Below are 17549 nucleotides of genomic sequence, written 5' to 3'. Positions count from 1 at the left end.
TCGTTCAAGCGGAAAGCGCGCACAAGGAGGCCGAAGAGGCGCTCAAATCGGCGACTGATGCGAGGGCGGCGCGGGACGTTCGGATCGAGGAGCTTGAGGCTCACCTCGTTCAAGCGGAAAGCGCGCACAAGGAGGCCGAAGAGGCGAGCCGAGTCGAAGCCGAGAAAGCACTCAAATCTACCATCGCAACGATGGGCGCTCGGGACGTGCGGATCAAGGAGCTTGAGGTTCAACTCGTTCAAGCGGAAGGCGCGCACAAGGAAGCCCAAGAGGCGCTCAAATCGGCGACTGACGCGATGGCGGCGCGGGACGTTCGGATCGAGGAGCTTGAGGCTCAACTCGTTCAGGCGGAAAGCGCCCACAAGGAAGCGGCAAAGGCAAGCCGGACCGAGGCCGAGGAGGCGCTCAAGGCGGCGACTGACGCGATGGGCGCTCGGGACGTTCGGATCAAGGAGCTTGAAGTTCAACTCGCTCAAGCTGAAACCGACCGTCAATCAGAGCATGCGAAGGCCGAATCCCTGCAAGAAACTCTGATTGCTCGGACGGCCGAGCATGCTGCAGCCCGGTCCGATCTCGCGGTAGCCCTGCGGATGCAGGCGATGCTGCAAGGCGATTTGCGCGATCTACAGACCCGCTATGCCGAGACGTTGAGCGTGCGACAACAACAGGAAGATCTGCTGTGCAAGCTGACGCCGCGTCTGCAGGAAGCGGCCCGGCACATTCAGGATCTTTCGGTCCTGCAGTCGGAGGAGCCGGATCAACTCGGCCAGGCCAAGGCCAAAAAGCCGCGGGGCCGCAGGCCCAAAACCCTGCCGGGCGCTTGAGAATGGTCTCCGCACCCACAGGCGTCGCTTCCGAGGCCCTTCTCGAGACGCTCGACGAGGCCCTGAGCCTCCTTGGGGAGTATGCCTTCGAGGTCCGGCAAACGGCGGACCCTTTGCCGAGTCTTCTGTCTCAGTGTGAGGCCTTTTGTGATTCTGTCCCTGAAACGGAGCCGGTAAGGACCATCCACCATATGGCCAGTTCTGGCGGGACCATGATCTCGAAATGCCTGGCGGCGCTGCCGAATACGTTGTTATTGAGTGAAATCAATCCGCTCAGCACGCTCCACATCCGGGAGGGTGAAAAGCAGTTTTCGCCGACCGATCTGCTGCTCGCCTTGCGCAAGGCTGTGCGGCCCCAGGACGAGGACACCCTGATTCGTGTCTTTCTGAGCTCGATGACGGCGCTGCGCGCTGAAAGCGCAGCAAAAGGTCTGCGGCTTGTCCTGCGGGACCATCCGCATTCCAGTTTCTGCACCACGGCGGAGGCCGCCGCCCGCCCGACCCTGTACGAACTCCTGGCACCTGAAATGCCGTGCCGCTCCGTTGTGACAGTGCGTCATCCCCTCGATTCCTACCTGGCGCTGCAGCAGAATAAGTGGCTCCATTTCTCGCCATCCACGCTCGAAGAATATGCGGTGCGCTATGAGGCGTTTCTCGACCGTCATGCGGGCATTCCGGTGTGCCGTTATGAGGATTTCGTCGCCGATCCCGAGGCCACGCTTGAACAGATTTGCGGTTATCTGGAACTGCCGACAATGGCGGGTGTGCCCGAGCTGATTTCCGCCGTCACCTTGACCGGAGACAGCGGTCGCCGCAGCGCGATTATTGAAGCTCGTCCGCGGCGCCCGGTCCCCGATGAGCTGCGCGCTGCGGCGCTGGTAAGCAAAACCTATCAGCGGCTGTGCGAACGCTTTGATTACACAAGTGCGGCGGATTGAGCCGGTCAGACCGGCGGTTCCCCGACAGGTTTGGGGTGTTGAAACGAGGGCACGGCCGGAATCCTGACAGGCTGGGTGACTATTTTCAGGGCCCGAATTTTTGGCCAGGTGAATACGGTTTTGAAAATATCGTCTGACCGGCTCCTCGACCTGAACTGGTTTGTGGGCCTGCTGGATGTTCAATGCGGAGTAGACGGGCATGTGCGGAATAGTCGGCGTTTCGGGACGGGCAGGAGCAAAGCATGTGTTGCTTGAAGGGCTTCGGCGCCTTGAGTACCGCGGATATGATTCGGCGGGCATCGCCATCCAGTGCGATGATGGATCACTGACCCGGGTGCGTGCGTCGGGCAAGGTCGCTGCGCTCCTGGAGATTACGCCGGAGGCCTTGGCTGGCCCGAGCGGTATCGCCCACACCCGGTGGGCCACCCATGGTGCGCCGACCGAAGCCAATGCCCATCCGCACCGTGCAGGGCGCGTCTGTCTGGTCCACAACGGCATTATCGAGAATTTCAAACCGCTGCGTGACGAGCTCATCGCCGACGGGCGGGTCTTTTCCAGCGAAACCGATACCGAGGTTGTGGCGCATCTCCTCGATCGCGCGTTGGCGAGCGGCGACACGCCGAAACAGGCCCTGGCGGCGGTTCTCGAGCGTTTGCAGGGGGCCTTCGCGCTGGCGGCCATTATTGAAGGCGAACCGGATTTGCTGCTTGGCGCGCGCCGCGGGGCGCCGCTGGTGGCGGCCATTGGTGACGGGGCAGGCTTCCTCGCCTCGGACATTCTGGCAATTGCCGGAGAAGCCCGCTCTGTCGTCTATCTTGAAGAAGGCGATGCCGTTCTGGTCCGGCGGGATTCCCTCGAGATTTTCTCGGCAGGCGGAAAGCCGGCGACCCGTCCGATGGTGTCCATCCCGCAGTCTGCCGTCCTGGCCGAGAAGGGCAATTACCGCCACTTCATGCAGAAGGAAATTTACGAGCAGCCGGAGGTCGTGGGTCATACGCTGAGTGGCTATCTCGACGCCGTCGCCGGACAGGTGCGCGACAGGCCCGGGATTGATTTTGCCGCGGCCTCCCGGCTTCTCATCGTTGGCTGTGGCACGGCGTCCTATGCCGGGCAGATCGCTGAATACTGGTTCGAGGCGCTGGCCGGGATCCCGGTCGAGGTCGATATCGCCTCGGAATTCCGTTACCGCCAACCGGCCTTCATGCCGAATGACGTGGCGCTGTTTATCTCCCAGTCCGGCGAGACCGCTGACACGCTCGAAGCGATGCGGATGTGCAAGGCTGCAGGGCTGAAGACGATCGTGCTGGTCAATTCGCCCCATTCCTCCATGGCGCGGGAGGCTGATATCGTGGCACCAACCATGGCCGGACCGGAAATCGGTGTCGCCTCGACCAAGGCCTTCACCTGCCAGCTTGCTTCGCTGGCAGCGCTCGCCGTCCTGGCCGGCGTTCAACGTGGCCGGATCGATGCCAGCGAACAGGCCAGCCACGTCACGCGCCTGATGAGGATTCCCGGCCTGATGGCGCAGGCCCTGCACATCGAGGACCAGATCAACCATCTCGCCAGCGAGTTGGCCCAGGCCTCTATCGTGCTCTATCTCGGGCGCAATGAATTCTTCCCGATGGCGCTGGAAGGGGCTCTCAAGCTCAAGGAAATCAGCTATATCCACGCCGAGGGCTATGCCGCAGGTGAGCTCAAGCATGGACCGATTGCCTTGATCGAAGACGATGTCGCTGTGATCGTCATCGCGCCTCACGACCACCTCTTCACCAAGACTCGCTCCTCGATCCAGGAAGTGCGTGCGCGTGGAGCCCGCGTCATCGCAATCACCGACGATCTTGGCGCTGCCGAACTCGAGGGGGAAGCGAGTTCCATCATCACGCTGCCGCGAGCAGAGGGCCTGGCTGCGCCGCTCGTCGCGGCCGTGGCGGTGCAATTGCTCGCCTATTACGTCGCGGTCCACAAAGGTACCGATGTCGACCAGCCGCGCAATCTGGCCAAATCGGTGACGGTAGAATAGCGAAATTTTTCGTGACTTTATCGGGCCTGTAGCGCGGTCTATAGGGCGCTCAGTTTCCATGGCGTGACGTGTTTGCGTCCCGCATATTCTTCAAGACCGGGAAGTCCCATGACCGAAATGATCCCCTTCATCGACCTCAAGGCCCAGCGTGGCCGCATTGGCGCCCGCATCGATGCGGCCATTGCCAAGGTATTGGATGAGGGCCGCTATATTCTGGGACCGGAAGTCACGCAGCTGGAGGCCGATCTGGCGGCGTTCAACGGGGAAGGGCGGGCACTGAGCTGCGCGAATGGGACAGACGCCATTCTCATCCCGCTGATGGCCTGGGAGATCGGGCCCGGCGACGCGGTCTTCGTGCCGAGCTTCACCTTTGCCTCGACTGCCGAAGTCGTGGTGTTGGCCGGTGCTTCGCCGGTTTATGTCGATATCGATCCCGACACCTACAATATGTCGCCCGCCAGCCTGGCTGCAGCGATCGATGCCGTGAAGGCGAAGGGCGAGCTGACACCGCGCGCTGTCATCGCCGTCGACCTGTTCGGTCAGCCGGCCGATTACCCGGCGCTGGCGAAGATCACGCGCGCTCACGGCATGAAGCTCATCGCCGACGGCGCACAAGGCTTCGGTTGCACGCTGGACGGCCAGTCCTCGCTGCATTGGGCCGACGTGCTCACCATCAGCTTCTACCCGGCCAAACCGCTCGGTTGTTACGGCGATGGCGGCGCGGTGATGTGCAAGGATGATGCGCTGTATGATCTGATGAAGTCCGTGCGCGTGCATGGTGAGGGCAAGGAGCGCTATGAGTATGCGCGCATTGGCCTCAATTCCCGCCTAGACACTATCCAGGCGGCGGTACTGATCGAAAAACTGCGCGTCTTCGGTGAGGAAATCGAAATGCGTCAGCGTGTTGCTGATCGCTACGCCGCCGGTTTCGGCAATCAGGTCAACTGGCCGCGCGTGCCCGCCAATGCCCAATCAAGCTGGGCTCAATACACGATCGAAGTGGCTGATCGCGACGGGTTCCGCGCCCATCTCGCAGCGAAGGGCGTGCCGAGCGCGATCTATTATCCAATCCCGCTGCATCTGCACGATCCCTATGCGCCATACCCGATGGCGCCCGGCGGTCTCCCGGTGACCGAGGCCGCTGCACATCGCGTCGTGTCGCTGCCGATGCATCCGGACATGTCGGATGCGCATATCGATCAGGTGATCGAAGCCGTGCTGAGCTATCCGGCCGCGCATGGTTGAACGGTGCGGGCTGACCCGGTTTGCACGTGATGGCGCTATCGGGTGGTAATTGCCGCTCACCTATCCTAAATCGCATTGATACGGGGCGTGTCCGGGCTTTGGCCTGCGTTTGAAGCGTCCCGGCCAGTGAGGACATGATGAGCACCATTCAGGACAGCGTCCGCGCCTATGCGAAGCGGTTTCAGAGCCCCCGGCACCGGGATCGCCCGCTCTCCGCTCATCTCAAGGCGCTTGAATCGGAAAGCATGCACATCATGCGCGAAGTGGCCGCTGAGTTTCAGCGGCCGGTGATGCTGTATTCGGTCGGCAAGGACTCGGCGGTGATGCTGCATCTGGCGATGAAGGCTTTCTATCCCTCCCTGCCGCCCTTTCCACTGCAGCATGTCGACAGCACGTTCAAATTCCGCGACATGATCACCTTCCGCGATGCGATCGCCGCCGAGCTGGGCCTGGAAGTCCGCGTCGAGATCAATCAGGACGGCGTCGAGCGCGGCATCAACCCCTTTGATCACGGCTCCAATCTGCACACCCAGGTGATGAAGACCGAAGCGCTGCGCAATGCGATGACCCGGCATAAATATGATGCCGCTTTCGGCGGTGCGCGTCGCGACGAAGAGAAGTCGCGTGCCAAGGAGCGCATCTTCTCCTTCCGCGACGGCCATCATGGCTGGGACCCGAAGAACCAGCGCCCCGAGCTGTGGCGCAATTATAATACAAAGATCAAACCGGGAGAATCGATCCGCGTCTTCCCGCTGTCCAATTGGACCGAACTCGATATCTGGCAATATATTCTCGAGGAAGACATCCCGATTGTGCCGCTCTATTTCGCGGCGCACCGGCCGGTCGTGGAACGCGACGGTCAATTGATCATGGTCGATGATGAGCGCATGCCGATGGCCGAAGGCGAGAGCCCGGAGCTGCGGCTGGTCCGCTTCCGCACACTGGGCTGTTATCCATTGACCGGTGCGGTTGAGTCCGGTGCGACGACGCTGGAGGAAATCGTGCTGGAAATGCTCACCGCCCGAACCTCGGAACGGTCGGGCCGCTTGATCGACCATGATGAGTCCGGTTCGATGGAGAAGAAGAAGCGGGAGGGCTATTTCTGATGAATGAGCTGACCCCGCCTGCGGACCTCATGGACCGTCTGACACAATCCGGTGGCCATGGTGTGCTGCGCTTTCTGACCTGTGGCTCCGTGGATGACGGCAAGTCGACCCTGATCGGCCGCTTGCTCTACGATTCAAAGCTGTTGTTCGAGGACCAGCTCAGCGTGCTGGCTCGCGACAGCCGCAAGCATGGCACGGTCGGCGAGGAGATTGATTTCGCCCTGCTCCTTGACGGTCTCGAGGCCGAGCGCGAGCAAGGCATCACGATTGATGTCGCCTATCGCTATTTCGCGACCGAAAAGCGTAAATTTGTCGTCGCCGATACACCGGGCCATGAACAATACACACGCAATATGGCGACGGGTGCCTCAACAGCGGATGTCGCGGTGATTCTGATCGATGCCCGCCGCGGCGTGCTGGTCCAGACGCTGCGCCACACCTATATCGCGCGCATGATGGGCATTCGCCACGTTGTGCTGGCGGTCAACAAGATGGATCTTGTCGATCATTCGCGCAGCCGCTTTCACGAGATCGTTGCGGAATATTTCAAGAGCGCGGAGAGTCTGGGCTTCCAGACGATCACGCCGATACCGATATCGGCGCGGTTCGGGGAAAATGTCACCCGACGCAGCGAAAACATGAGCTGGCACACCGGCCCGACCTTGCTTGAGCATCTGGAGCTTCTTGATGTCGATGCCGAGGTTCAGAACCAGCCTTTCCGCATGCCAGTGCAATGGGTCAATCGCCCCAATCTCAATTTCCGCGGCTATTCCGGCATTGTTGTCTCCGGCTCGATCAAGCCGGGCGATGCCATTATCGTGGCCAAATCGGGCACGGCAGCGAATGTCAGCCGCATTGTCACCGCCGATGGCGATCTCGACGAGGCGGTGGCGGGCGATTCCGTCACCCTGGTTCTCAATCAGGAGATCGATATTTCACGCGGTGATGTGATTTCCTCTGCCGAGGAACGGCCAGAGGTTTCCGACCAGTTTGCCGCTGAAATCCTGTGGATGCACCAGGATGACCTTCTGCCCGGGCGCTCCTACTTGCTGAAAATCGGCACCGCGACCACGCCGGCGACCATCTCGTCGCTACGCCACCGTGTCGACGTCAATACCTATGAGAAACAGCCCTGCCGCAAACTGGAAATGAATGGCATCGGGATGTGCAATGTTTCCACTGCCCAGCCGATCGCCTTCGACCCGTATCAGAAAATCCGCGATATGGGCGCCTTCATCCTGATCGACCGCTTTACCAATCAGACGGTCGGCGCCGGCATGATTGAATTCGGCTTGCGCCGGGCGTCCAATATTCACCATCACGCGATGACGGTGACGAAGGCCGAGCGCGCCCAGATCAAGGCGCAAAAACCGGCCATTCTCTGGTTCACGGGGCTGTCGGGCGCCGGAAAATCAACCGTCGCCAATCTGGTCGAACAAAAGCTGGCCAGCGCCGGTCACCACACCTATTCGCTCGATGGCGATAATGTCCGCCACGGCCTCAACCGCGATCTGGGCTTCACCGATGAAGACCGCGTCGAGAATATCCGCCGTATCGGCGAGGTCGGCCGTCTATTCGTTGAATCCGGCTTGCTGGTGACCTGTTCCTTCATTTCACCCTTCCGTTCGGAGCGGCAAATGGTGCGCGAACTGGTCGAGGAGAATGAGTTTATCGAAGTCTTCGTCGACACCCCGCTCGAGGTCTGCATCCAGCGAGACCCGAAAGGGCTCTACAAGAAGGCTCAGGCGGGTGAGATCAAGAATTTCACCGGTTTCGACAGCCCCTATGAGGCGCCTGAAAACCCGGAGCTGCGCATCGATACGAATGAGATTTCGGCGGAAGATGCGGCCGACCAGGTCGTCGCCTATCTGCGGCAGACCGGTCGCCTCGGCTAGCCTGGCTGCGTATGCGGGCATTGTTGGAGGCCGGGTCGTCATACCCGGCCTCTTGTCTGTCCGATTGCGGGTCTATGGGCGCCTGCCCCAGGCGACGAAGGCGCTATTGAGGAATTCCGTTTCGGTCTTGGCGTAGAGGAAAGCGGCCCCGTCTGGTGTCAGCACGGCACCGCCTGCCGCGTTGAGAACGGCATGACCGGCACCGGTATCCCACTCGCGGGTCGGACCGAAACGTGGGTAGACGTCGGCCAGACCTTCAGCGATGAGGCAGAATTTGAGCGAGGAACCGGCGGAGGTGCGCTCTGTGACGCCTGCCGCATCGGCAAAAGCGAGGGTGGCGGCGTCGGCATGTGAGCGGCTCATCACGCCGGTGAGCCCCGATGCCGGTCGGGCGCGGGTCTGGATGGGCGCCATCTGCGCGGGACCCACAGTCTCGCCAGCGGCGAGGTCGCCGGCCCAAGCCTGACTGCCACCGACATACAGTCGCTTCTTGGCTGGCGCGTAGACACAGCCCGCGGTCGGCACCCGGTTCTCGATCAGCGCGATATTGACAGTGAACTCGCCATTCTTGTTGATGAATTCCTTGGTGCCATCGACCGGGTCGACGAGCACGAAGGTCGAACCAATCTCCGGGCGGAAGCCGGCGGAAAAACTCTCCTCGGCGAGGACCGGGATGCCCGGCAGGATCCGCTCCAGGCCGGCCAGAATGATGGCCTCGGCGAGTTCGTCGGCGTCGGTGACTGGCGAAGCATCATCCTTGCTGCGGGAGGCGAAGTCCGAATTATAGACCTCCATGATGGCGTAACCCGCGTCGCTGCAGAGTTGGCCGAATTCGAAGGCGAGGGCGTTTTTGTCCTGGATCAGGGGCATTGGAACTCCGGTCGGGTCGGGAAATATCTGGTCTCACGCTGGAACCCAGCGGGAATCAGGCCTGACGGCGGGCGTTGCGACCCGGTCCGCAGGCAATAGCGCCCCCGATGAGCCCCCTAGAAATGCCAGAACCCCGCCGCTTGAGCGAGCCTTGATTGCCGGGCCTTGGCAGCCGGGCGTTCGAGTCCGCCCGGCAGATGTCAGCCCAAGCGATCGGCTGAGGTCTGTTAGTCCGGCGGGGACAGCGTGCCGAGAAGGTCGGCGATGGCTTGTACATAAGCCCGGAATGCGGTTCGCCCGGCCTTGGTAATCCGGACCCGGGTCAGGGGTTTGCGACCGATAAAACTCTTTTCGATCGCGACAAACCCGGCACTTTCGAGCTTGCGCAAATGCACCGAGAGATTGCCCTGGGTGGCATCGAGCGCAGCTTTCAGCTCGTTGAAATCGGCGACCTCCGCATCGGCGAGATAGGTCATGATGCCGAGCCGGAGGCGCCCGTGGATGACATCGTCGATGCGGCCGATTCCCGATCCTGCTGGCGATCCTGAAGTCAATTCAGGCTCCCGCCCTGCTGCCGCTCGCGGAGGCGTCTGAATCGCCCCTCATCATTACCCAGCCTGGCAGGGCCAGCAGTGCGAACATGCCCAGGGAGGCGACCAGAACAAATTCACTTGTGCCCGCCGTCAGCGCCAGCAGGACGGCGGTGAGGAACCAGCCCGCCGATACCGCGCCGAGCCACAAGCGCTGGCGGATGCGAAAGGCGATGAACCAGACCATGCCCTGGACGGCGAAGATCGCGGCGCCATAGCTGAACCATGGATAGGGGGAGTCGAGCTTCACCGCGGTGATCCAGAAGATTGTGAGCAGGCAGAGATTGGTGATGCCGATCGCTGAGAACGCGTAGTCCAGCGCACGGCCTGCCATGGTCTTGGGCGTGCTCCTGGGCCTGCTGCGCAGGATCAGGGTCAGCACCACCAGAAAGACCAGGGTTGGACCAGTGATGACGGCCAGCATCCAGATGCCGGTAATCTCGAGGCGGCCGCTGAACTCGGCCCATTGCAGCAGGGTTTGAACGCCATAGATCAGACCGGCGGCAAACAGGGATTGTCCGGTCGCCTGGCCCGGCGGTGCTGTGTCTGAGACCAGCTCGCGCATGAAGGCAAGGTCGGCACGCGCATTGTCGATGTCCTGGGTCATATATACCTCTGAGGCTGGGTGCGAGCCGGGGCGATCTTGCCCCAGCCCGTACCGGAAGTCATGGCTGTGTTGTCTGGGTATTCAGTGCCGGGGCGGCGATCGCCGGCCCGCCTCCAAGCCTGCGGCCATTGAGCCAGGCTCCAAGCCAGCTATTGCGGACGAAGAGCTGGTAGCTGCCCAGCAGGATACCCATCGTGGTCGCCAGCACGAGTGCGAATTTCACCGCTCCCGGCCAGGGCAGATCCGAGACGGCGACCTGCAGGGCCATGACCAATGGCAGATGCATGATGTAGAGCCAGTAGGATGAATCCGCGAGATAGCGGCGGGCCTTGCTATGCCCTGACCAGAATTGCAGTGCCAGACCGGTGAGGGCCAGCGTCCAGGCCCAACTCGCAATCCCATAGGCTGCCGCCAGTATTGCTTTCTGTGGTCCGGCCATAGCGGGCGTGAAATCGGGAACCAGTCCGAGTTGGCGCACGCAGATCGTTGTGGCGACCAGAGCCAGAGTGAGATTGGCCGGCCACCAGCGCCGCCAGGCCTCGAGCAGGTCGGTCTGCCCTTGCACCAGCCAGCCGGCGCCAAAGGCGACGCCATAGGCGATCAAGGCACCGGTATCGGGCAGAAATCCCGTATCCGGGGTCGGGATGCCGAACCAGGCATACCAGGCCGGGTTGAGCAAAAACCAGGTCGCGACCGGTGCCGCCAGGATAAGCACGCCGAGCGGGGTGCGCATGATCCACCCTGCCAGGCGGTCGACCGGATTTGATGGCGTCATCACCGCTCCACCCAGTTTGGTGATCAGGTAAAGGGCTGTGGCCGCGACATAGAAGATCAACAATAAATAGAGAAACCAGAGATGAGTGAGCGGCAGGCTGGCCAGTTCCAGGGGCGGTGGTGGCGGCGTGCCCTCGGGGACAACCCCGCCATTGGCCTTCAGGAAGCCCCAGATAAATACAGCGGTGATCATGGCGAAAAGCGGGGCCCAGAACACCAGGAGTGGCAAGGCAATGCGTTTGCTCCGGTCGCCCAGAAAACCGATCGCGCCGCGTTTGCCGATTGCCATGCGGGCAAAGAAGCCGGCGATGAAGAAGAAGAGCGTCAGCCGAAAGATATGCGGAATGAGGAAGGCAAAAGAAAACCCCTCTCCACCGGCCACATCCTGGCTGGCCCAGATCTGCGGTCCGGGCAGGAATGACATAGATGCGTGCAGGACGATTCCCAGCAGCAGCGCCAGGGCGCGAACTGCGTCCAGGGCATGCAGGCGTTCGTTTTGAGTGTGTGGCACGGGCAGCCTCCGATCGTTTGAAGGTCCGCATATATCGCAAACTGGTTTATAATGTAAACTGAAAATATGAAGAGGGGGGGCCTCCGCGCGGGGGAGCGGGACTGGACCTGCGGGATCGGCCCGCTCTGATCCCTGCCTGTGTTGAGAAGATGCTCCGGCGGTCGGCTAGAACCGCCCCGCCTGGAAATCTGTCACCGCCTGCTGTAACTCCGCCTGGGTGTTCATTACGAATGGGCCATAGCGAGCGACCGGCTCACCCAGCGGCTGGCCGGCGACCAGCAAGAAGCTCGCGCCGGTGGGACCGGCCTTCAGCGACACGGAATCGCCACTGGACAGGACGGCAAGGTCGGGATCCTTGACGGTCTCGCCGCCGTCAGACACTTCACCCCTATAGACCGAGATGAAGACGGTATGTCCGGCAGGGACGGCCTCGGTGAATTCGGTGCCGGGCGCCAGCGTGATGTCGAGCAGAAGCGGTTTCGTCGCGATCTGTTCGACCGGCCCGGTGGTGCCAATGGCACTGCTGCCCGCGAGCACGCGGACCGGACCGCCCGGACGATCCTCGACCGGGATCTCCTCGGCGCTGAATTCCTGGTAGCGCGGATGCGTCATTTTCTGTTTGGCCGGCAGATTGACCCAGAGCTGGAAGCCCCACATGCGGCCATCTTCCTGTTCGGGCATTTCCGAATGGACGATGCCGCGTCCGGCGGTCATCCACTGTATACCGCCGGCACCGATCACGCCCTTGTGGCCTTTATTGTCGCCGTGGCGCATGCGGCCGTCGAGCATGATGGTTACCGTCTCAAAACCCCGATGCGGATGGCTGGGGAAGCCCGCAATATAATCATCGCGATTGTCGGAGCGGAACTGGTCGAGCATCAAAAACGGGTCGAGATAATTCAGCCCCTGATGGCCAAGCATGCGCGTCAGCTTGACGCCTGCCCCGTCGGAGGTTGGCATGCCATGCGAGATCTGACTGATGCGGCGGGTTCTGGTCTGGGTGGTCGTGCTCATGAAGCGCTCCTGCGGGCTTTCCTGCTCACAAAATAGGCCCTTGCCGGGGAGAGACCAGCCGCGGACGCGAAAAGCATTCTTTCCTCAGTGGACAGGATCGCTTCTTGCTTGACCACGTTGGACAGGTGCGGGATCGTCGACGAATGATTTCAAGGGGATTGCCATCATGAAACGGATCCATGCCAGTGCCGCGCTCGGCCTGATAAGCCTCGCAGCCTGTTCCGCACCGCAATCAGCGCCAGCGGGCGACGACATGCTCGCTGCGCTGTCGCAATATTGCGGCCAGGCCTTCGAGGGCGCCGTCACGAGCGACGACCCCCGCGATGCGGACTGGGCGTCGGAAGTGCTGACCATTCATTTCCGCGAGTGCAGTGATGATGAAGTCCGTATCCCGCTGCATGTCGGCGAGGATCGATCGCGCACCTGGATCATCAGCCGTCAGGGCGATGGCCTGCGCTTGCAGCACGACCACCGTCATGAAGACGGCAGCGATGATGCGGTGACCATGTATGGCGGTTCCACCATCACGCCGCCGGCCAATGGCCGCGCCGAATTCCCGGCCGACCAGTTCTCGAAAGACCTGTTCGAGCGTGAAGGCCTTGCGGTTTCCGTCACTAATGTCTGGACGATCACGCTGACCGATACAGCCTTGACCTATGCCCTCGACCGCCCGGAGCGTCATTTCGAGGTCAGCTTCGACATGACCCGTGCGGTTGATGTCCCGCCAGCCCCCTGGGGTTTCGAATAAGCGTTCCGGGACATGTGCCTTCGGCGCATGTCCCGCTGGCCCGAATGTCAGTCATCCTCTGATGGTGCACATGCGCCATCCCGTATGACGCTGACGCCGGCCGCGGCCGCTGTGCAGGCATTGCCATAGGTCTGGCCGTCGCAGCCACAGACGGGGCGGTATTCGCGCGTGCAGGCTTGCGGGCGCGGGGTGCAAATGCCGCTCTGATCGGCCGCACCGCACTGGGCGGCCGGTTCATAGCGGCAATAAGCGCCGCTATCGGTGCAGCCAATACCCATCATTCCCCCGCACATGCCGCCAATTTCGGCGGATTGTCGTGGATCTCCCGGCGAGCCGGTCGGCGCTGATGTCGCGCAGGCGCTCAGCGCGAAGAGTCCGGAAACGAGGGTGATGAGCATGCCGGATAATTTGGTCATGGTGTCGCTCCTGCTTGGCGGTCAAGCTATAACAAAGTTAAGACAGCAGGAAGAATGCAATTGATTTTGACGGGACCAGTTTGCGCATGACGCTCCGCCTCGCCTTCATGGGAACCCCCGATTTCGCCGTCCGCTCGCTGGCCGAGATTGCCGCAGCGGGGCACGAAATCGCGCGCGTCTACACCCAGCCACCGCGCAAGCGCGGGCGCGGGCAGTCGGAGCAGAAGACCCCGGTGCACCAGCTGGCCGAACTGCTGGGGATTCCGGTCTCAACGCCTGGCAGCTTTAAGGATGAGGCGGTCCTCGAAGAGTTCGACGCGCTCGATCTCGATGCCGCCATTGTCGTCGCCTTCGGGCAAATCCTGCCACAGCGCGCGCTCGATGCGCCGCGCCTGGGCTGCCTCAATCTGCACGGCTCGCTGCTGCCGCGCTGGCGCGGGGCGGCGCCGATCCAGCGGGCGATCATGGCCGGCGATCGCGAGACCGGCGTCCAGATCCAGCAGATGGAAGCCGGGCTCGATACCGGTCCGATCCTGCTCTCCGAAACCGTCGCCATCAGCGAAACCGACACGGCCGCCAGCCTGCATGACAGACTGATGGATGTTGGCGCTCTGATGTGGCCGCGCGCCCTGGCGGCGCTCGAGCGCGGCTCGCTGCAGGCCGTGCCGCAATCGGAAGAGGGCGTCACCTACGCCAGGAAGATCACGCCGGAAGAGGCGCGCATCGACTGGTCGCGCTCCGCCGCCGAGCTGTCGCCGCATATCCGCGGGCTTTCGCCCTTTCCCGGTGCCTGGTTCGAGCTCGCGACCGAGAAGGGCCCTGTGCGGGTCAAGGTCCTGCTTGCGACCAGCGAAGCCGGTGAAGGCGTGCCCGGCACGGCGCTGGATGATGAGCTGTTGATCGCCTGTGGCTCCGGCGCCCTGCGGCTCCTGCGGCTGCAACGTGAGGGCAAGGGCGCGATGAAGGCGGAGGACTTCCTGCGCGGCACCTCGGTGCCGGCCGGAACTGTGCTGGGCTGATGCCGCGCTACAAGCTCACCCTCGAATATGACGGCACCCCGTTCTACGGCTGGCAATGGCAGGACCACGGCCCCTCCGTGCAGGGTTCGCTGCAGCGCGCCGTCGAGGCGCTCAATGGCGCGCCGGCAATCGTCCAGGGGGCCGGGCGTACCGATAGCGGTGTGCATGCGCTGGGACAGGTGGCGCATGTCGATCTCGACAAGGATCTGCGCTGCGACCGCGTGCGCGATGCGCTCAATCACCATCTCCGCCCCGACCCGATTGCCGTGCTGCAGGCGGAAAAGGTGACGGAGGAATTTCATGCCCGCTTCTCGGCCACCAAACGGCATTATCTCTACCGCCTGATCGACCGCCGCGCGCCGCTGACCCTCGACAAGGGCCAGATCTGGCGCGTGCCGCAACAACTCGACAGCGATGCCATGCATGCCGCGGCGCAGATGCTGGTCGGCAGCCATGATTTTTCCACCTTCCGCGATGCGCAATGCCAGTCGGAAAGCCCGGTCAAGACGCTCGACGAGATCCGCGTCTCGCGCATTGGCGAGGAGGTGCAGTTGACCTGCTCGGCGCGCTCCTTCCTGCACCGCCAGGTGCGCTCCTTTGTCGGATCGCTGGTCGAGGTCGGGGTTGGCAAATGGTCGCTGCGCGACTTCAAGGCGGCGCTCGATGCAGCCGACCGCAAGCGTTGCGGCCCGGTGGCACCGTCGGACGGGCTCTATCTCGTGGCAGTGGATTACCCGCACTGATGGCGCCGGCTAAGCCGCCGGGACCGCTGGTGCCATGGCGAGACTGATCAGGATCACCATGATCTTCGCGGCCAGAATTGGTACCGCGCAGGCCGCCGCCGAGGTGATGGTCGGCGTGCCCAGTGCGATATAGGCGATGCGCCAGTGCACCAGGATCCGCAGATAGCCATAGAGGCCGGACAGGAGACCCAGAACCTGTAGATTGATCAGCCCGGCGAGGAATAGCGTCCAGAAACTCGCCTGCACCGCAAAGAGCAGGATCGAGCTCCAATTGTGCAGCACCACCCAGGCGGCCCAGCGTCCGCGTGCGCCGACGATGTGAGCTGCGACCGAGGCGGCCAGCGGAAACACCACCCAGGACAGGGAATAGACGAGGAAATCCTCGAGTCCGTAACTGCGCTCGCCCGCCGAGCCATGCCAGGCGCTGAGCAGGATCAGGGCGACGAGAGGCAGTGCAAAGATTGCCGCCGCGAAGGAATGCCAAAGCCCACCCATCGAGGTGTCGAAATTGCCTTCCCAGCCTTCCTTGAAAGTGAGAATGCGCCAGCTGCCCTGCAGCGCCAGCCAGGCTTCGGCGATCAGACGCATCATGCCGGCGTGTCCGCGAAATAGGCGGCCAGGATGCGGGTATAGATGCGCGTCAGTGTCTCGATATCGGCGACCGGCACGCATTCATCGATCTGGTGCATGCTGGCGCCGACCAGGCCAAACTCGGCGACGGGGCCGTATTTGTGGATGAAGCGGGCATCACTGGTGCCGCCGCCCGTGGTGAGCGCAGCGCGGCGTCCGGTCTCCGCCTCGATGGCGTCCTGCAACAGGCTGGTGAACTCCCCGGCCGGGGTCAGGAAAGCTTCGCCGGTGACATGGATATCGCAGGCGACCTCACCATCGAAGGTCAGGGCCACCAGCGCCGCCTCGGCCTCGATCCAGCGTGTCAGCTCATCACCGGTATGGGCAATATTGAAGCGGATATTGAAGCGCGCCCCGGCATGACCGGGAATAACATTGGTGGTCGGATTGCCGACATCAATACTGGTGACCTCCAGATTCGAGCGCTGGAAATTCTCCGCGCCGTCATCGAGCACGCGCGCGGTAAGGCGGCCGAGCAGGGTGAGCAGGGGCGGGATCGGGTTTTCCGCCCGTTCCGGATAGGCGACATGGCCCTGGCGGCCGGTAATGGAAATCTGGCAATTGAGACTGCCGCGCCGCCCCGATTTGATCGTCTCGCCCATGACGGTCGGATTGCTCGGCTCGCCGACGAGGCAATGATCGAAGCTCTCGCCCTCGGCCGCGAGCTGTTCCAGCGCAGCCTTGGTGCCATTGATCGCCATGCCCTCTTCATCGCCGGTGATCAGGAAGGCGATCGAGCCGTCCGGTTCTCCCTGCTGGGTCAACAAGCGCTGGACGGAGGCGATCATGGCCGCGATGGCGCCCTTCATGTCGGCAGCGCCGCGGCCCCACAACATGCCGTCGACCGCCTCGGCGGCAAAGGGGGGGTGGGTCCATTTGGCGTCATTGCCCGAGGGCACGACATCGGTATGACCGGCGAACATGAAACAGGGCGCAGCTGTGCCGCGGCGGGCATAGAGATTGTCGATCTCGCCAAAGGGCAAACGCCGGCAGGCAAAGCCAAGGCTTTCCAGTGCCTGCTGCACCACATCCAGCGCCCCGGCATCGGCCGGTGTCACCGAGGGGCAGCGGATCAGGCGCTGGGCCAGCGCCAGTGGATTGGAAAGATCGGGTTCAGTGTTCATAATCGAAACATAGCCGGTTCGCCCGGCCACGCCAGAACAAGGATGCAGCCATGAGCACGTTCGCCGTCAGCAAGGTCGCCGAAATCTCGAGATGCGGCTATCCCGCGCCGATGGATGAGCCCTGCCGCGGACGCCATACCCGCCGTCTTGGCGATGTGGCCGGCCTGACCCAGTTCGGCGTCAACCAGGTCCGGCTCGAACCGGGCGCCTGGTCGTCCCAACGCCACTGGCACACGCATGAGGACGAATTCGTCCAGATACTTTCCGGCGAGGCCGTGCTGGTGATGGATGGCGGCGAGACCGTGATGCGCCCCGGCGATTGCGCCGGCTTCCGCGCTGGCGTCGAGGACGGTCATCACCTCGTCAATCGCTCCGACAGCGATTGCATCTTCCTCGCCATCGGCACCCGCATCGACGCCGATGGCGCCGAATACCCCGATATCGACATGAAGGCCCTGCCGGAGCGCTATGACCG

The 17549-nt window shown here is 62.6% G+C and carries 18 protein-coding genes; 10 read left to right on the top strand and 8 right to left on the bottom strand.

Features of this window, described 5'->3' with window-relative positions; all coding sequences use genetic code 11:
* The 6 genes from AAC023_RS09690 to cysN all read left to right on the top strand — a co-directional run.
* Positions 1 to 824, top strand: an 824-nt coding sequence (locus tag AAC023_RS09690) for a hypothetical protein (RefSeq protein ID WP_339740603.1), incomplete at its 5' end; no start/stop codon positions are given.
* Positions 825 to 826: 2 nt separating this feature from the next.
* A complete protein-coding gene (locus tag AAC023_RS09685; protein WP_339740601.1) occupies positions 827 to 1762 on the top strand; it encodes a sulfotransferase in 936 nt (311 codons plus the stop codon).
* A gap of 199 nt (positions 1763 to 1961) precedes the next feature.
* A complete protein-coding gene (gene glmS, locus AAC023_RS09680) occupies positions 1962 to 3782 on the top strand; it encodes a glutamine--fructose-6-phosphate transaminase (isomerizing) (protein ID WP_339740599.1) in 1821 nt (606 codons plus the stop codon).
* 108 nt (positions 3783 to 3890) lie between these two features.
* A complete protein-coding gene (locus AAC023_RS09675) occupies positions 3891 to 5027 on the top strand; it encodes a DegT/DnrJ/EryC1/StrS aminotransferase family protein (RefSeq protein ID WP_339740597.1) in 1137 nt (378 codons plus the stop codon).
* 137 nt (positions 5028 to 5164) lie between these two features.
* Entirely contained in the window at positions 5165 to 6133 is a 969-nt protein-coding gene (gene cysD / locus AAC023_RS09670; RefSeq protein ID WP_339740605.1) for a sulfate adenylyltransferase subunit CysD, read from the top strand.
* The gene (cysN, locus tag AAC023_RS09665) at positions 6133 to 8028 is read left to right on the top strand and encodes a sulfate adenylyltransferase subunit CysN (protein WP_339740595.1); all 1896 of its coding nucleotides are present in this window, start codon (positions 6133 to 6135) and stop codon (positions 8026 to 8028) included. Before cysD ends, cysN begins: the two co-directional genes overlap by 1 nt.
* A gap of 72 nt (positions 8029 to 8100) precedes the next feature.
* Here cysN and cysQ read toward each other — a convergent pair whose 3' ends face one another.
* From cysQ to AAC023_RS09640, 5 genes are all read right to left on the bottom strand, one after another.
* Positions 8101 to 8898 carry a 3'(2'),5'-bisphosphate nucleotidase CysQ gene (cysQ, locus tag AAC023_RS09660; RefSeq protein ID WP_339740593.1) on the bottom strand — a complete coding sequence of 266 codons (798 nt, stop codon included), beginning with the start codon at positions 8896 to 8898 and terminating at the stop codon, positions 8101 to 8103.
* Between the two features lie 227 nt (positions 8899 to 9125).
* Entirely contained in the window at positions 9126 to 9452 is a 327-nt protein-coding gene (locus tag AAC023_RS09655; protein ID WP_339740591.1) for a transcriptional regulator, read from the bottom strand.
* 1 nt (position 9453) lies between these two features.
* A complete protein-coding gene (locus tag AAC023_RS09650; protein ID WP_339740589.1) occupies positions 9454 to 10095 on the bottom strand; it encodes a hypothetical protein in 642 nt (213 codons plus the stop codon).
* A gap of 58 nt (positions 10096 to 10153) precedes the next feature.
* Positions 10154 to 11380, bottom strand: a complete 1227-nt coding sequence (locus AAC023_RS09645; protein ID WP_339740587.1) for an acyltransferase family protein — start codon at positions 11378 to 11380, stop codon at positions 10154 to 10156.
* 165 nt (positions 11381 to 11545) lie between these two features.
* A complete protein-coding gene (locus tag AAC023_RS09640; protein WP_339740584.1) occupies positions 11546 to 12394 on the bottom strand; it encodes a pirin family protein in 849 nt (282 codons plus the stop codon).
* A gap of 166 nt (positions 12395 to 12560) precedes the next feature.
* On the opposite strand from AAC023_RS09640, the gene AAC023_RS09635 reads away from it, so the two are divergent.
* Positions 12561 to 13142 carry a hypothetical protein gene (locus tag AAC023_RS09635; protein WP_339740582.1) on the top strand — a complete coding sequence of 194 codons (582 nt, stop codon included), beginning with the start codon at positions 12561 to 12563 and terminating at the stop codon, positions 13140 to 13142.
* Between the two features lie 47 nt (positions 13143 to 13189).
* Here the strand turns inward: AAC023_RS09635 and AAC023_RS09630 are convergent, their stop codons facing one another.
* Positions 13190 to 13558, bottom strand: a complete 369-nt coding sequence (locus AAC023_RS09630) for a Kazal-type serine protease inhibitor family protein (RefSeq protein WP_339740580.1) — start codon at positions 13556 to 13558, stop codon at positions 13190 to 13192.
* An 86-nt stretch (positions 13559 to 13644) separates the two neighbouring features.
* Between AAC023_RS09630 and fmt the strand changes: the two genes are divergently transcribed.
* Together fmt and truA are read left to right on the top strand one after the other, a co-directional pair.
* A complete protein-coding gene (gene fmt, locus AAC023_RS09625) occupies positions 13645 to 14577 on the top strand; it encodes a methionyl-tRNA formyltransferase (RefSeq protein WP_339740578.1) in 933 nt (310 codons plus the stop codon).
* Positions 14577 to 15320, top strand: a complete 744-nt coding sequence (gene truA / locus AAC023_RS09620; protein WP_339740576.1) for a tRNA pseudouridine(38-40) synthase TruA — start codon at positions 14577 to 14579, stop codon at positions 15318 to 15320. Before fmt ends, truA begins: the two co-directional genes overlap by 1 nt.
* 9 nt (positions 15321 to 15329) lie before the next feature.
* On the opposite strand, the gene AAC023_RS09615 is transcribed toward truA, so the two are convergent.
* On the bottom strand, positions 15330 to 15911 hold the full coding sequence (locus AAC023_RS09615; protein WP_339740574.1) for a hypothetical protein: 582 nt from the start codon (positions 15909 to 15911) through the stop codon (positions 15330 to 15332).
* A complete protein-coding gene (dapE, locus tag AAC023_RS09610; RefSeq protein WP_339740572.1) occupies positions 15908 to 17074 on the bottom strand; it encodes a succinyl-diaminopimelate desuccinylase in 1167 nt (388 codons plus the stop codon). Before dapE ends, AAC023_RS09615 begins: the two co-directional genes overlap by 4 nt.
* Before the next feature lie 50 nt (positions 17075 to 17124).
* Between dapE and AAC023_RS09605 the strand changes: the two genes are divergently transcribed.
* Positions 17125 to 17549: cupin domain-containing protein (locus AAC023_RS09605; protein WP_339740570.1), on the top strand; the 425-nt coding region annotated here is incomplete at its 3' end.

The sequence above is a fragment of the uncultured Maricaulis sp. genome, from assembly GCF_963976135.1.
In the GTDB taxonomy this organism is placed as follows: domain Bacteria; phylum Pseudomonadota; class Alphaproteobacteria; order Caulobacterales; family Maricaulaceae; genus Maricaulis.
This window is presented reverse-complemented; position numbering and strand designations above follow the sequence as displayed.